Source organism: Paenibacillus sp. MAHUQ-63 (genome assembly GCF_028765165.1).
Classification (GTDB): domain Bacteria; phylum Bacillota; class Bacilli; order Paenibacillales; family NBRC-103111; genus Paenibacillus_E.
This window is the reverse complement of the sequence record NZ_JARADB010000002.1, coordinates 917,927-934,902: the sequence shown is the minus strand read 5'-3', so window position 1 is coordinate 934,902 and position 16,976 is coordinate 917,927. Positions and strand designations below refer to the sequence as shown.

The 16,976-nt window shown below is 35.3% G+C and carries 10 protein-coding genes; 2 read left to right on the top strand and 8 right to left on the bottom strand.

Features of this window, described 5'->3' with window-relative positions:
* Positions 1 to 109: 109 nt before the first annotated feature.
* The 3 genes from PUT07_RS12465 to PUT07_RS12455 all read right to left on the bottom strand — a co-directional run bounded on the left by PUT07_RS12465 (position 110) and on the right by PUT07_RS12455 (position 4,376).
* Positions 110 to 1,813, bottom strand: a complete 1,704-nt coding sequence (locus PUT07_RS12465) for a DUF2726 domain-containing protein (protein WP_274468354.1) — start codon at positions 1,811 to 1,813, stop codon at positions 110 to 112.
* A 358-nt stretch (positions 1,814 to 2,171) separates the two neighbouring features.
* On the bottom strand, positions 2,172 to 2,444 hold the full coding sequence (locus PUT07_RS12460; protein WP_274468353.1) for a hypothetical protein: 273 nt from the start codon (positions 2,442 to 2,444) through the stop codon (positions 2,172 to 2,174).
* 270 nt (positions 2,445 to 2,714) lie between these two features.
* Complete coding sequence (locus PUT07_RS12455) at positions 2,715 to 4,376, bottom strand: competence protein CoiA (RefSeq protein ID WP_274468352.1); 1,662 nt, start codon at positions 4,374 to 4,376, stop codon at positions 2,715 to 2,717.
* Positions 4,377 to 4,835: 459 nt separating this feature from the next.
* Here PUT07_RS12455 and PUT07_RS12450 point away from each other — a divergent pair, with 459 nt between their 5' ends.
* Both PUT07_RS12450 and PUT07_RS12445 read left to right on the top strand, forming a co-directional pair.
* Entirely contained in the window at positions 4,836 to 5,951 is a 1,116-nt protein-coding gene (locus tag PUT07_RS12450) for a copper amine oxidase N-terminal domain-containing protein (protein ID WP_274468351.1), read from the top strand.
* Positions 5,952 to 6,589: 638 nt separating this feature from the next.
* Positions 6,590 to 7,228 carry a hypothetical protein gene (locus PUT07_RS12445; protein ID WP_274468350.1) on the top strand — a complete coding sequence of 213 codons (639 nt, stop codon included), beginning with the start codon at positions 6,590 to 6,592 and terminating at the stop codon, positions 7,226 to 7,228.
* 215 nt (positions 7,229 to 7,443) lie between these two features.
* On the opposite strand, the gene PUT07_RS12440 is transcribed toward PUT07_RS12445, so the two are convergent.
* The 5 genes from PUT07_RS12440 to hsdR form a co-directional block, all read right to left on the bottom strand.
* Positions 7,444 to 8,283, bottom strand: a complete 840-nt coding sequence (locus PUT07_RS12440; RefSeq protein ID WP_274468348.1) for a uracil-DNA glycosylase family protein — start codon at positions 8,281 to 8,283, stop codon at positions 7,444 to 7,446.
* Positions 8,284 to 8,804: 521 nt separating this feature from the next.
* Positions 8,805 to 10,103, bottom strand: a complete 1,299-nt coding sequence (locus PUT07_RS12435; RefSeq protein ID WP_274468347.1) for a hypothetical protein — start codon at positions 10,101 to 10,103, stop codon at positions 8,805 to 8,807.
* A gap of 457 nt (positions 10,104 to 10,560) precedes the next feature.
* The gene (locus tag PUT07_RS12430; RefSeq protein WP_274468346.1) at positions 10,561 to 11,994 is read right to left on the bottom strand and encodes a restriction endonuclease subunit S; all 1,434 of its coding nucleotides are present in this window, start codon (positions 11,992 to 11,994) and stop codon (positions 10,561 to 10,563) included.
* The gene (locus tag PUT07_RS12425) at positions 11,991 to 13,415 is read right to left on the bottom strand and encodes a class I SAM-dependent DNA methyltransferase (protein ID WP_274468345.1); all 1,425 of its coding nucleotides are present in this window, start codon (positions 13,413 to 13,415) and stop codon (positions 11,991 to 11,993) included. Before PUT07_RS12425 ends, PUT07_RS12430 begins: the two co-directional genes overlap by 4 nt.
* Before the next feature lie 104 nt (positions 13,416 to 13,519).
* The gene (gene hsdR / locus PUT07_RS12420) at positions 13,520 to 16,771 is read right to left on the bottom strand and encodes a type I restriction-modification system endonuclease (RefSeq protein ID WP_274468344.1); all 3,252 of its coding nucleotides are present in this window, start codon (positions 16,769 to 16,771) and stop codon (positions 13,520 to 13,522) included.
* Positions 16,772 to 16,976: the final 205 nt, after the last annotated feature.

Here is a 16,976-nt window from a genome sequence, read left to right as displayed (position 1 = left end):
ATTTCCTATTTTTCAAATGAACTATTGAAATGTAACCTGCTTTATTCTAAATCCAATAAAAATTAATCTACATATATGATGAGAAACAGATACGTAGTTGCGCTAAAAATTAATTTATTCTAGAATTTAAGATTCTATAAACATCTTCTTCACTTAGATAATAAGGTATTCTTATTAATTCAATGCTTTTTCCAATGCAATATTCTGTTTTGATTTTATCCCTCCTTTGAACCTCTTTAAAGTCTTCTTTTCCGCCCCACGCTTCAACAGGTTCGAAGTGTTGTCTACCATCATATTCTATAAGACATATTATTTCTTCACTTTGATTATATACCACAAAATCAAAAGGTAGTGGATATTTGTCTCTGCAATCATTTAATCTCTTCTGGATGTCAAAGGTATTTTCACTACTATCCGTTAAAGCTCTAAGCATGTTACCTATCATTCTTTCTCCTCTTGATTCTTTACACTGTAAGCAGCCCTGACCTATTAATAGATTATATGGTCTAGTCCAAAATTCAAAGCCACATTTGTTATGTCTAAATTGCATATTTTCCCTTGAAATCTTATATACACTCAATGTTTCAAATTCATTACCCCATACAGAAAATAATTTAGCTACATAATCATCATGGCTTATCAATAATTTTTGTCTTTTGTTTTCCATAGAACAAGTAGGGCAATTTCTATCTAGTAAGTGTCTAGGTGTGACATTCCATTTCTCTCTACAAGTTGAATGCATTACTTTTATCTTCTTGTTCATTGATATATATTCTTCCAGTAGTACATATTCTTCACCATGAATTTCCTCAACAATCTCTATAAACTCCTTATGAGTTTTCTTTTTATTTTTAGAACAGTTAGGGCATTTATTAGGAACATGAATACTGTTACAGTGATAATCCCACTCATAACCACATGAAATATGTTTCATCAAAACTGTTCTGGACATACCTTCATATTCAGAGAGAACTATATAATCATCACCTAGTACATTTGAAACAACCTCTAAGAATGCCTCATGGGTTTTCTTTTGCTTTCCATAGCATTTAGGACGAGTAGAATCTCTATACAACAATTTGCTTGGCATAACTCTCCACTCATAACCACATTCATTATGTTTCATAAGTATTCTTTCTTGTGAATGTTCGTAAGTTCCAAGTACAGAAAAATAGTGTCCGTATTTTTCTTCGATTCTCTGTACGAATTGTTCGTGAGTTAATTTTACAGAACCAAAACAGTTGTAGCATTGTGTTCCTCTATTTAATAATTGTGTTGGCTTCACTGACCACTCAAAACCACATTTATGTTTAAGTGTAACGTTTTCTTGTGTATTGGTGTAATCGCTAATTAATTCGTAATCATCCCCATGCATCTCTTTTAGTTCTTTTTTAAAATCTTCTTCTGTTCTTTTATAGGTACTGCTACACTTTGGACAACTTTTAATGATAAATAAGGTATATGGCATTGTATCCCACTCATATCCACACACGTTATGTCTCGCTTTTATTTTTGTATTTGCGTCAACATACTCACCAATAACAGCATATTCCAAACCACGTTTTTCTTTTAACTCTATTCTGAAACTCTCCGTTGTCTTCTTTAGTCCATAGCCTTCACAATGAAAACATTCCCGTCTTTCTTCTTTACTCAAAAAATAATTAGGGGATACCTCTATATCTTTCCCACATATTGTATGGGTGAATGGTATCTTGGTGTAATTATTTTTATATTCACCATTTACTTTAAACTCACCTTTCGTTATTTCGAGCACTTGTTGTTCAAGTTCTTGTTGAGTTTTTTTTCTTGGCATTTTAAACCTCGTTTCGTAACATAAATAAGCCTAGTATGCATTCGTCAACATGTCAATATATATGTCGAAAACAATTACTGATAGACCCGTAAATGGAAGTGTTATTAAACTTTTCAGTTTGAAAATACAAATCTTACTTCGAAGAACTAAAAGCAAAACTTAAGAATGACGCAGCAGCAACCGATGGAAGTGTGGAATTAATATGTACTGGTAAGAGATTAAAGAATTTTAGGATGATGTCGGAAATAACGAATATAGCACACACGTTTAGAGAATTTATTAATAGTCTGTAATTGTAAAAAACCAGTCTCCATTTAGATGGATTCTGGTTTTGGCTTTAATGTACACAAAGTAAAAACTATATTGACAATGATTTTGTATCGTAGCCTTCTCTCCCTTCAATTAATTTGTATTGACCTCTCCCTACTCTCACCAGTACACTGTATTCTTCTGGCATTTGTGATGAAGTATTACCGCGCAAGTGATTAGGGACCATATCAGCCATAGTCGTCCCAATACCAGCCCATATTTCCCCATACTTTTTATTTATCCATTGTTCAATTTCTGAAATTGACCTTATACCACCCAAAACCTTAAATGCTTCAATAACAGATTTATGGAGTGTTATCAAAATATTCTCTCCCCTTAAAGCATTAAATAATTACCTAAGCCTTCACCAGTATATTGCAAGGCAACAAATTTGAAATTGACGTTCGATGTATTTGGATACAAATAAAAAAACCCAAAGAACATCATGTCATTAGGTTTTTTCATTGCGAAAAACTTCGTTACCATTTCCCTCGATTGATTTGTCCGTAGACGTATCTATTGCTTTTTGGCACTTCAAGCATCGCGGTTTGGATATGAATCGGTGCTTTTAATTGTTTTTCGGCATCGGCTTTTATTCGGTTAATAAATAAGATTTGTTTTTCGGAAAAAGAAATGATTTTGCTGAAATTTTTGTAAGTGGAAATAAGAAAATCCGTACTTTTTCATTTAACTCAATGTCGCCTTGTGCATGATGAATATTCAGGGTATAGATAAGATTCTTGAGCTCCTTGGTGATGGAAAGTTCATGTCTTCGCTCTTGCACTCTCTTGCGGATTTCCGGGTACAGCATTTTTTTGTAGTCTTCACACTGCTGAAAGAAAACCCGGCTCTCCTGCCGCACGACTTCTTCTGAAAAGAGGTCATACCCGTTATAGATGTCCTCTTGACCCATGTACGATAAAGAAATGGCAACCCGTCGATTTAATGTCCTATCTTCCACATACGGAATTTTGTCAAATAAGATTTCTTGATAGTTTCCATTTCGTTCCCCTAGTTGAATGGCAAAACCAATACTTCCAATCGCCCTGAAATAACTCCATATCGCAAAGGAAAAATGGATGTTATCCGCTTTGGATACATAGGTGACGTTAAACACCTTCACTAGTTCATCCTTAATCGTTGGAATCCAGGCTTTAGTTTCAATTCGGTTAAAGATGTATTTATCATAGAGCCAAAGCTGCCAAACGGGAGCTGGAACTTGGATGAGATGTCCAGTATACGTCCAAACCCTGAGAAACCCCGGAAAATTGTCGGCATTTAGTTTGTGTTTTTGCAGAAGGTCTAGAAAAAGCTTCTTATCTTGTTCCCTTTTTATCATTGATGTGATGTCTGCTAAAGATATTTTTTCATGAAGAATGGTTTTCGCATCAATGACGGCTATTTTGTTTCGATTTCTGACTATCTCTAGCTGTCTCGCGGCATCTCGCTCTTCTCGTCCCTGCCTTTTTAATTCTGCCTGCTGCGCCCTTTCCTCTTCTTCTTTCCGTTTGCGTTCGGCTTCTTCATATGCCATTAATTTCTTTTGTAATTCCTCATTGACCATGTAATGTTTATACGAAAACAACTGATGAAGGTCATCGGTTACATTTTCAATGATGAATGTTGTATCCCAATGGCTATGGTAGTCGGCATTCATCTTATAGAGTAAGCGAACTTCCCTTGTTTCAACATTCAGGAAATAAACAGCTCCATGCTTCAAAAAGATTTCCTTTGGCAGCGAAACAAATTTATGTTTTAACGGGTCGATTTCATGCTGTGTTCGTCCTGTTCGATGCACAGACTCCCCTAACAACCAGAAGTCTTTGATGCCGGCTGATTTGTAAAGCTGATGCCGGTCCCACCAATCTTCTCCCGGTATCTCTGAACATTGCATCTCAAACGCCCAACGCTCTCCATTGGGATGAATACAGATGACGTCAGCTCTTTGACCGGTTTCGATGATTTTATATTCAAATTCCACCTGTGCTTGTGGAAATTTTTCTTTTAAGTACGAATACATCAAGAGTTTCCCTTTGATATGTTCTTCGGTCTCGGGCTCCCAATCATTTTCACATTTGCGAACTCTCCAATGTTTAAAGTGCCCCATCCGTTTAGGACCCGAATGAAATATAACTCTATCCCCACATTCCGGACATTGTAATTTCTTACCCTCAGATAGCAACCTAATTTCGTTTTCGTTTTCAAACTGGAATGGAATAATTTTTTTACCGCTCTCGGTAACAGCTACGTACATGGTGACTTTCCCTTTCATTTAGGCTTTTGGTTCGTGGATTCACAACCATTTATGAAATCTGTTTAAAAAGCGTTGCGTTAACTCTTTTAAAAAAGCTTCCCACTACCTCTTAATCTCATTGGCTATTTTTACCTTCTCATTAGAGATTACTATTTTCCCTATGGAACAAGCAAGAAAAAGAAAAAAATAAAGAATACAACGGAAGAATAAGCTGTTCCCGGTCCATCCGTTTTATTTTTAATAAAAAGCACTATGAAAGTTCGGGTTTTTTTTCACCACAAAAAAAACACTCAAAATGAGTGGCGTAAGTGTTATATTTTTTGAACTATTGTGTCCGATAGCTTAGGTCCCTCTATCGACTGAAAAGGTTATTGATGATAATAACGTTACTTGATACAATTTAAACGTATTTACATCTCAGATATATGCGTGCTTGGAGTAATTTAGGGGGGGATTTTATTGGGAAGTGTTATTAAAATCATGAAATTACCTATTGTAGTATTGTTGCTCTGCATTATCTTGTTAAGCATTTCTTTTCATTCAGAGGTTTATGCTACTTATGGACATTATTCAATACAAGGTAAAGTAATTAACTCAAACACAAATGAACCTATCTCTTCTGGTTGTAAGGTTATTTCAAAAGCAAACGACGCATCTTACTTTATAGAACATGGAATCGGTGGGGTTAATGTAATTGACGAGACAAGCACTAAAGAAAATGGTTCATATAGTGTATTGATTAATAATCCATATTCCGCCTATTATGAGATGCGTGTATTTTGTGGCACTTATCATTCGGAACTAATTAAAGTTATGCCATCAGAAGATGCTCAAAAGATAAACATTTATCTTAGTATCCCAGTAGAACAGCCAACACCAACACCAACGACAACTCCAATACCAACACCAGCACCAACACCAACACCAACACCAACACCAACACCAGCACCAACACCAACAACAACACCAACACCAACACCAACAGTAACAGCAACTCCAATATCAACACCAACAGCAACTCCAATACCAACACTTGCGCCAACACCAATGACAATACCAGTACCAACAGCAACTCCAATACCAACACTTGTGCCAACGCCAATACCAACAGCAGTACCAACGACAACGCCAACGACAACACCAGTAACAGTAACAACACCAACTACAACGCCAGTACCTACTCAATTAGAAACTGTTCCAGCAAAAATTTATCCCGAGAGCGTCTATATTAATAATACATTATTGTATATGGAGCAAAAGCCATTAATGGTAAACAACAGAGTAATGGTGCCAATGCGCGACATTTTTGAGGTATTAGGCGCTGAAGTTGAATGGAATGCAGAGGCTTCGATGGTTTTTGCTTCTAAAGAAAACCTTTTTATTGGGTTAACAATTGGTAATCCAGTTGGTCGCTACTCCACCGATGGAACGACTACTTCATATTTCCTATTAGATGCTGCTCCATTTATTTATAATAATAAGACAATGGTACCTGTTCGATTTGTAAGTGAAGCACTTGGTGCAACAGTTGAATGGAATGACGAATTTAGAAGTGTATTGATTTACACTAATTAAGTTTATAGATAAAAGAGAAGTTCTATTAAAAAAACCACTCCCATTAGGGAGTGGTTATGTCTTTATACTATTGCAAAATTAAATTTGTCAGCTTTTTTTATAACAATAACCTTCACAAAACAACAATTAGCATTTTCTCATTAAGAAGCTCTTCCTAGCGAGACTCGCTTGACCATTTTTAATAACAGGTCGATTGGCATCTAGATTACCACCGTACATCAAGTTCAGAGGATTACTACTGTGATTAAAAAGAGGTGTGGATTTTTCCTCCGGGGGTATCGGGGGCATATCGGTATTCAAGAGACAATGCATGCCCAATTTCGTGGGCTAAAACCCATTTGTTCTGCGGGTAAAGAGCGTCAACGTTAAGGAAAATAACTGCTTGTGGCTTTTTTCCTGAGAATCTATAGCGTGTATTGGCTTCATACCCAATAGTACATCCTAATACAACACCCTTTGGAACTTGATTTTTAAAACACGAAATATTTTTTATTTCCTGGGTAAGCGCATATTACGATTTTCTATGTACTTTAACGACATATAAAATTATTTTTCAACAGTGTAAAATTGACAACATATTTCATCTGACTATTATAGAATAATATTTGCTCTCGAATCCATTAATAGGGGGAAAAGGTTTGAAGACTCGTAGATTTAACGGAATTGAACAAATCGCACGTATGCTTCAAAAGGACGAAAAGTACACCTTCGTAGGTCACACTAGGTACCGAATGCCGTTTCATCATCAAGTCATAGTACGAAAGGTGGAGGTTAAAACAGATGGCTTTTGGGAGTGGTACCAAGGAAAATTAAGGAAACTGAAAACTTTGTACATAGAAGTAGAAAACCCTGCTTACAAAAAAGTTACCCATACCGGCATAAAAGCAGGAGACCGTTTGTTCAACACCAGGGAAGTGCTTCCAAGTGTCTATAAATTAAACATAAAGGAATCTCGCGGTCTCGCAATATTCGAAGGCTGGCACCCAGAGACTAGGATTACTGAGCTGTCGTATAGAACATTCAAGAGTGCATCAGAGGATAAACGAATTCCTTTATTGCAAATTTTTAATTTTATCCCTGTATTCGACGAAAAATTTTTAAGCGTAATAACAAAAAAATTAGGGGTGGAGCCAATTGCATATTTTATGGTGGATAGAAGACGGCTAGTAACAAAGAAACGTGAAGAAATGTCATGTAAGTATGGCTGCGGATATCAACACCATCATCGTGGTGCTATGAATTTACACGAACGCAGTTGCAAACTAAGAACGCAATAATGAGTAAAGTAAAAGGATGCCGGATGGCATCCTTTTTTATTGTCTTTCATTTATTCGTACATGTGAAATTTAGCAAAGCTGTATTACCCAGCGATAAAAGATTAAACGGGATTAATGTAGCTGTTTTTTGAAGGACGGCTACGATGGGAAGAAACTATGTTGCAAATAATGATTTATTATCTGCACTATTCATAAAATTGCTGTTCGAAATAAAATTATGTTTTATATTTATTGTCTCTTTTCAATATTAAATTACTACAGTGATTAATTGCTTTTTTTAAAACTGGAAATACATTTTCTTTAACTTCCTTCGACAACCGAAAGTATCTAGAGGGGTGAACCGAGGAAATTATATAAGGACTCTTATATTGTGTTCCTTCTAAACAGTAAATATTACCATGAAATAATCTTTTTGGCTTTGAAACTGAAATAATTTCAGGATTTGCAAAACTTGTGTCTTTGACAAGATTGAATGATTCAATATTTTGAAAAGCTTTAATCGCATTTTCCCCAAAAGTAATAATTACTTGTAATTCTTCCAAAAAGTTAAGTTCATCCATTAAGAATTTATTTGAACATCTCGAAACGGCATTGGTACCCTTCTCATCCATTATTATCTGCTTATTTCTTGGTCGACATTTCACAATATCAGTAAAGTACACATCATCAACAAAGCCATCCGTCAAATACATATAGAACTCATCATCATCTGATAATTTATATCTTTTTTGTAAGTTGATAATTTCATTTTCTGACAAATAAATTAATATTGCTCTCAGCATATCAAATCGACAAATATCACTTATTTTTTTTCTATTAAACATCCACTCTACCGTACCATAGCGCCAAAATAACAGGGGATTCCCCATTTTATTATTTTCCAAAAACTTTACATAGTTGAAGAATGTTGAATGCTCAGTATCTCCACCTGGGATTTCAAAAATTAAAGCTACTTTATGACGGGTAATTTTGTCATACCCACAAAAAGTGGGTTGTCTGTCATCTTTAGAACCACATTCAATACAATTTTTTATTTTTTCATATAATCCTTCCAAATAAATCCCCCATTTATTTAGAGTAACTTTTTGCAGTTGTAATTCAAATATTTTTCAGAATATAAATAAAATCAAAAAGATGCAGTTTAAGGGATTTTGCTTTGTTACTATTAGCTGCCGCCATTAAGAATTTCTAGTAATTTCATAATCAGCCTGTCAAGTGAATATAAAATCGCAAATTATTGATGTTTTAATTGCTAATCGCGTTGCAAAAAAGTGATACTCGTCATGAAATATTGGAAGAATCAATAAAAAGTGGACAGCAATGCTGTCCAAGCGATTATAAAAACAGTTAAAACTTTGCTGATTGTCACCGCCAATTTAGTCGGCTCAAGGAATCTAATACCAGGTCCTGCTGTTGGTGTTTGTCACAAACACTAATAGGCTAAATCATAATCATCAAAATAACCATTCATGATTGCTCATTAAAATTTTGATACTACGGTTATTTGTGCCGTTTTTAATTAACTCATCAAATATAGTTCCTGAAATCCGATAAATCGGAGTGACTTCAGATGTTATTATAGCTCTATAGTTATTCCCTTTAATTTTAATAAAATATTTTTCATATTTTCACTTTTACATATTACAGATATAATGCCACATTCACATTTACTGTCTACATGATAAATATTATCTACTCTCCAACCATTATCTACAAAATTACATAGTAAAAGATATTTTGCATTATTATACTCAAATAAAACTCGCAAAAGATTCATGGATTTATCAAAACTAACTATTTTTAAAGAATATAAATTACTACTATTTATAAGCTCTATTTTATTCTCAATTCCCCATTTTTCTTCTAAATCAATTATAACTTCTCTAGTTTTTTGAAGTGCTTCTATTAGTTCTTTACATTCCATAAATTCAATCTTAGACCAGCCGAAGTTTAAATCGGTAATTGTATTTATATCTAGATACCCTCTATGCATTATCTTATTTCTCAGTGTATAAATTGCGCTTATTTTCTTATACAACACACTATTTATCTCTTCTAAACTTTTCTTTCTAATATACTTTAACGTCACATTGTAATAACTATGTACAATATACTGATTGGATTTAGTCAATTGCTCTAAAACAATATCATTTGTTTCATTATTCACATATGTAAAATATGATTTGATAAATGATTCTGCTGATATGGCTGCATATATAATAGCATCATGATACTTATGTTCATATAATGCCGTTTTAGCCCTCAATAAATAACCATTAGAAACACGTGCCCAATCAGAATTATCAGCTTTATATTTTTTTAGTAGATTACTACTTAGATGTTTAACTTCTAATTTTTGTGTAAAATCATCATAATATGTAGTTGTCATAATAGGCTTTTCAATTATTGTATCCTCTGTATAAAAGCCAAAGGGGGTATTAACTCCCATAACTCCAGAATGATAATTAATTGGAATAGAATCTAACCAGAACATTCCAGAGTTTTCTTTGATATGATAAATTATCTCATTAAATTTATTAGAAATTAAATCAAAAGCTTTCCTTATCTCTTCATCAGGTATGTTATCCAAAAAGACTATATCCTTCAATTGTACAGGTCCGGATTTCCCAATTATTTTCTGATTATATCCACTAATGTCCCAGTCTTTAATTACACAGTTTATCATTACATACTGACAAAAATTTTTATCTAAATTTAGATTATAAATATCCTCATTATTTTCGTCATTGAATAAAAAGGTCAATTTATATCTTTTAAAAATATCACACGAAAACTGTGGGCTTACTACATCAAAATCACCTTCTAAACGAATAGGATAAGGTAATTTTATTTTGCACAGAACTCTTACAGACATCTTTATCCTTTCTCCCCTTCTAAACTATGGAATTAAATCTTTTTTCCCCAATAGTAGTTTATTTAATCAAATTTTTATATGAGATATCCAAATAATTTATTTTCCTTCAAATCTCATCTCATAATAATATTCATTAGTATAATTTCCCTACCACTTAACTATTTTACTACAAGCTTCTACAATCTTCCATTTCTATTTACTTCTTCTGTCTTACATATTCGAGAAAAAAAATAATTTTTATAGCTACTTTTATAAACACCTTATTTCGAATATTTTAATAAAGATATGAAAAAATTATCAGTTATAAACTTGTACAATTGCTTTGGTAGCGATAGCATTTCCTCACAAGTAAAACCAAGGTTATCTGCCAGTTATAAGAGTGATTTTGCTCAAGCCAAAGTCCCATAATAAACATAAAAAAGAAAGACACCCAAATTAGGATGTCTTAATAATTATCTCATTGTCCCTGAAGCACTTCTTTCAATAAACCTATCGCGTTTTCTTCACTTGGGTCATTTGTTCCAAGCTCACCTCGGTATGCTCTAGAAAGAATTGATTGTTCCAACTTTAAAATCGCATCCAACATCAATTCGATTTTTAACAACGTTTCGCTCTCCGAATTCATATACTTTTCTATGTATTTTACTATCTCTTCTTGTTCTTTTATAGAAGGTATAGGTAATTGCATCTTTTTGAAAATTTCCAAACTAATTTTTTGTTGAGCTACACCTTTAGCCTGTTCTATTATTTGTTTATGAACAAATGGTGCTTGTATTGCATACATTACGAAACTATTAAGGGTCACTTCTGGATTCACTGTAATTTTTATACAATCCGAAGTTATTACAGCCTTTTCAATATATTCTGGGCAGAGAGTAGCGTCCCCAGGCGGGTCTCCCATTTTTGTTATTAATACATCCCCAGATTTTACAGTATGAGCTTCTAGTTCATTTGCCTTATCAACCGAAATATACCTTGGTTCTAAATTAAAATTAGAACTTCTTATATTACGAACAAAAATAAGTGGAATTCCTTCTTCTTTATAATCAGTGACTTTCAAATTACTTCCAAAAGGTCCGATGGCTAATGAATATTTTTCATTCGCGGCTATGGATTGAAAATCTGAAATAACCCAAGATTCAGGAAAAGTTTTACCCTGATTTACTTTTTCAACATTCATTGGCAGAAAAATAAGTTCTGGATTTTCATGTCTCCATTTCTTCGTCAATTCCCCACGAAATGCTTTATCCAAAATAGCTGCCCGACGAAGTTCAAAAGTTTCCTTAGCTTTCTCAATAAACTGCTTTGCTTCTTCAATTTTTTCTAAAAGACTCTTCACTTTTTCAGCTATCCGTTTTTGTTCGTTGAGAGGAGGAAGTGCCATTGGAATTTCTGACATTTTGCTCTTATTTATTATCGAGATAGTTGTAGCTGAAGAACGCTTCCATAGTTGAGTTTGGTAATCGGTATTTAAAACTTGGTAATAATTAAATTTCGGTTCAAGAACTTTATGATTTGGTATCAATGAGTTAATTTGTTGATTAGTTGCTGATTCAATCAAGCTAAAACCAACTTTACCAATTGAACCAATACAGCAGACGAGAGTGGATTCTTTAGGAATTATCCTCGATACCATCTTTCCCTTTTCACTCAAGTATTCATTAGCAATAATAACCTGATTACCTTGTTCTAAATCAGCAGGTTTTATAAAAGGAAAATCTCCGCCATAATAATCTTCATTTGCTTTGGGCGGTGTCGAGCCAGTAATAATATCATTTACTGTTCCAGTTCTTACCCAAATCCAATTCTCCGGCACTCCATAAGGTTGCTCTTCCATAGGTATTAATGCATCTTCTAATAATTCTTCGGATTTCTTTTTCTTGTTGTTCATTTAACCACCTCTTGCGCTTCCAATGCGCGAAGCTCTGCCACAACTTCATTTAACAAATCCATTGCTTGTTGAAGTTTAGCAATTGCCTCCTCAGCAGTTTCGATTGGGTCCGGTAAATTGGCGTATGAAGATAATGACTCATCTGCAATAAGTCCAATATCTAAACTGTCATCCTTTTTCCCTATTTCTTCTCTTGAAAACACATTCCAACGCTCATCTTCAACTTTTGAGCGTTCTTTGGCATTATAAGCCTTGATAAAGCCATCAAAATGCGTATGAATTAGGGGATTACGCTTCCCAAACGAATGCATATTTGTCCGAAGGTCATACACCCATAATTCTTTTGTATTATTCTGGTCAGTTTGTCCTCTGGTGAAGAACAACACATTTGTCTTAACGCCTTGTGCATAGAATATCCCCGTAGGCAAACGTAAAATTGTATGAAGATTACATTTGTTCATTAAATCGCGACGAATTTGTGCACCAACACCACCTTCAAATAGAACGTTATCTGGCAACACAACTGCAGCGCGAGCTTGTCCATTATCTTTTAAAGCATTATAAATGACCTGCAAGAAATTTAACTGTTTATTGGATGTTTCGTAAGTTAAATCCCTGGTGGCACGTTCTCCTCCTTTTTTCGTGCCAAACGGTGGATTTGTCAGGATAACATCAAAACTCTTTAACCAATCTCCGTTTGTAGATAAGGAATCTCCATGTTCCAAACGCCCCTCCATATTATGAAGAAGAGCGTTCATTAATGCTAATCGGTGGGTGTCTTTTACAAGTTCCATTCCTGTAAAGGCTTCTTTCTTTTGAAATTCTGCCTCTTTGGGGTCAAGGTTAAAATAATCATCCGTTTTATTCTTTAAGTACCGGTCCGCAGCAATCATAAACCCGAACGTTCCCGCTGCTGGGTCGTTACAACGCTCACCAATTTGGGGAGCAACAAGTTCCACCATCACATCAATCAGTACGCGTGGTGTAAAATATTGACCTGCTCCGGATTTTTGCTCATTCGCATTTTTCTCTAATAAACCTTCGTAAAGATTTCCCAGCCCTTCTTCTTTCGCGTTGTACCAGTCAAGTGCATCTATAGATTTAATAATTTTCTCTAAGTTTTTTGGTTCCCCAATACTTGTTGAAGCATCACTGTAGATTTGTTGTAGTAGCACGTTACCGCTATTTCCGAGCTCTAATAAAAGTCGTTGATAATATTTCTTTAGGTCAGTACCTTCTTGTTTAAGTAAATCATCCCAACGATAACCTTCTGAGATGACGGCTTCAGTTCCCTGTTCTTTCATCATTTTAAGGAAAAGAAGATACGTTAATTCCGTTACATACTGCTGATATGTAATTCCATCATCACGTAGCACGTTACATAAATTCCATAACTTTTGAACGATTTCTTGATTATTCACTTTTCTTAGCCCCCAAGTAATTTGCTTTGAGTCATGTTTGACTACTCGAATTATGAGCCTTATTATTATAACGCAAAAAGTGCCCCTTGAAGAGGCACAAATTTTTAACTAACATACAAGTTTTCATTTATTGTATAAACAACATTATCAATCAAGTCACCAAACTCACGTTTAAGCGTATTATATCCGCCTTGGCTACGGAACGGTTCTTCTGAGAAAGCATTTTGTGGGGTTGGTGCTAAAACCGGCACTTGAAGTAACTGCTTTTCAATTCGCTCCAACCATTTCTTCTGTCGCGGCGTCCAATCATGCAGAGAGTAAACTTTTTGCATTGCCCTTTTAATACGTGTTTCATGTTCGACAAGTGCTTCACCTAGTGCAGCTTGCCGGATGAAGCTAATAATATCCGCCGCGATATCTTCATTCTTTGTTTGTTTCCACGCTGTCTGTAAATGTGATTGTTTGAACCCTTTCGTTTCCAGGATGGTAATCAGTTCCCGCAAATCTTGTCTTGTTAAATCCTTTGGTCTGGTGCAGACAACATGAAGAGCAGGGATTATGTTTAAATTCTCTTGAATGAAGCTCGCAAAACCATCCAGGTAATCTTCTGGACGATTGTTACCTTCTCCATATCCCCGGGTTACCTCTGTCACTTTATCTTCATGGTTTGAAATGTATCGTTTCTCACTCTGTACTCGATATGTTTCGATATACCCAAACAAAACCGAGTGTTGCTTTGCTTCTTTAGGCGTATAAGATTGAATCTCCTTTACCCATTCATCAAGACTTTTTCCGTTGGATAGCTCTTTAAATTTTTGTTGTGCCTCATCATTTAGTCGTTGTTTACGCCGCTGTAACTTTGCAACTAATTGGTCACGAAAAAATGTTGCTTCATCTTCTGTAGTAGAATTGGCAAGGGATTCATACAATTCTCCGATACTGATGTTTGGCTGTTTAACTACAGGTTTCATTTCAGTGTAGCTTTGTAATCTATTGTAGATTCCAACTGCATCATAAATATTAAAATGCGTCTTCCCAATCTCGGTGCAAAGCCTAGTTGCACGTCCCAGCATCTGGTCATATAGAATACGGGATTGAATCCTTCTTAGGAAAACTAAATTAGTAATAGAAGGAACATCAATACCAGTAGTGAGTAAATCGACTGTAACTACAACATTTGGTAGTCGCTCGTTTTTTAAGCGTTTAATCATAGACAATGGCTTATATATGGACGCAGTTATTTTAACAATAGCATCGTCCTCAATGTCATCGCCGCGCTCTTTAAATGCTTCTTTGAGTAATCGGACAACTAAATCAGCATGCTGGTCAGTGGCTGCAAAGATAAGCGTTTTCTCTTTCCCTGTCGGGTCAATATACTCTGTTAATTTGTTTAATACGGCACGGTTAAACGGTTCTGTTATTACTCGTCTATTGAATTGCTCAACCTCGAAATGGACTGTATCCTCCATTTTCTCCAGTTCTACTTCACCTTTATCAACATCGTAAACTTCTACTTCTTCATCCTTCTCGAAAGTAATACCGAGTTGAGAAAGTTCTGTTTGAAATAGATATGGAGGTTCATGGTCAACTAAAAAGCCATCTAATACTGCTTCACTGTATGAATATTTGTATATAGGCATACCGAATATTTCTGTCGTATGAAGCGCGGGTGTAGCTGTGAGCCCTAAACAGGCTGCATCAAAATAATCTATAACCCTCCGATACTGGCTTATATATTCATTCTGGTCTCGGAACTGTAGCTCATCCTCAGACATTTCTCGGTCACTTGTGTACCCTCTATGTGCCTCGTCGACTATTATGAAATCATATTGTCCTACACTTGGAATCTTTTCAGCCTCATTGTAAAACAGTCTTCGTACCATTCCTTGAACCGTAGCTATATGAACCTTCGTTTCAACATCCGGAGTCATATCTTCCAGTGATTTAATATCATAAATATCAGCAAAAGAATAACCTTCAATCTTGGTATCCTTCAATGCATCTTCAGTCTGTTGACCTAACGAGTTTCGGTCAACCAAAAAAAGAATACGTCGACACTTTTTAGATTTAATTAACCGGTACATAAGGGCAATTGCTGTTCGGGTCTTTCCAGTTCCCGTTGCCATTGCAATAAGCATTTTCCGTTGTCCTTCAATAAGTGCCGCTTCGGCGGAAAGAACAGCAGATTGCTGGTAAGAGCGCAAACCGAACTTTGTAATGTCCTCTGCTTGTAACTTTTTGTTCGCATCAACATCATCTTGGCTAAGAAGCAACTGCAAATCGTCAGGGGAATGCCAACCTTCAAGTGGGCGGGCATGTTCCTTCCGTTTACGTGAGTCCCAAAACCATATTCCCGACTCTTCTTTCAGTTGTTTTAAGTAAGGTCTTCCATTTGTTGCATATAAGAAAGGAACTTTATATGTACCCGTTGTAGGAGTAATAATTTCATTCTCTAATTGAATTACATTTTTTGCGTATACTTTTGTTTGACTTTCCAAAGAAGCTGGTATGTTTATTTTCTTTGCTTTTGCTTCAATTAAGCCAACAAGATTTAATCCAACAAACAACGCATAGTCAGCTCTGCCACCGTCAACTTTCCATTCCGCAATTGCCATGTTATGGTTTTTCCGAGGCAGTGTTCCGTGTTTATGGTGATTGAGCGATGTTGTATTTGCTTCCCATCCTGCTGCGCGAAGTTTTCCGTCAATAATTATTCTTGTTTCTGCCTCTGTTAATTGTTGACCACGAATGAAGTTCTTAGATACTTTTTTGCGCTCATTCTTTACATCAGGTTGTTCTGTCTCTGCCTGTTTACGAATTTTCTCTAATTCTTCCTCAAGCTTCTTTACTTTTTCGTCATATTCATTCTGTAACTGTTCGGGATTGATTGCTTCTTGTTGTTGTTGTTCTATGTACTCTGGTGCTACGAATTCATAATCACCATAAACCTCCATAAACCAAACTGATAAACGAAAGGTCAAATGAACCAAGGATTTAGCTTCTTCAGAACTGCCAAAGCCTGCTTCGTGAACGGCTAAATTTCCTTTGCGTCGAAGCGTCTCGAAGATATCGACTAATTCGGGTTCTAATAAACCTTCTCGCCGTAGTGTATTAATACGGTCGGCTTGTGTCGTTCCAAAAGCCTCTTGTATGTTTTCAGACGCTAATATAAACTTGGTCAATGTTTCCCCAAATAGACGAAGTTTCATTATCGTTGTGTGTGGGTCATGATACAAATTTTTCTCAGCGGTCTCTCCCAGGTTAGCCAGGACATCCCATTTCCCATGAAAAAAAGAAAAGTTGCTACTCAAATTATCACCGCTTTCGAAATAATATTTGTAATAATTATACAACATTGTTACATCGTTTTTAAGAACAATAAGTTATAACATTTTATGGCATATCCTTCACAACACATTCACTTATAATACGTTAGAATAAATCTCCCAGACGTCCATAGCGTTTCCGAATTTATACTCCTCAGCAAGATGTTTATGATGAGTTTCACATTTTGTTTTCGTACATATTTCATCAAAAGAAAAAACCGCATTTATCTACTTA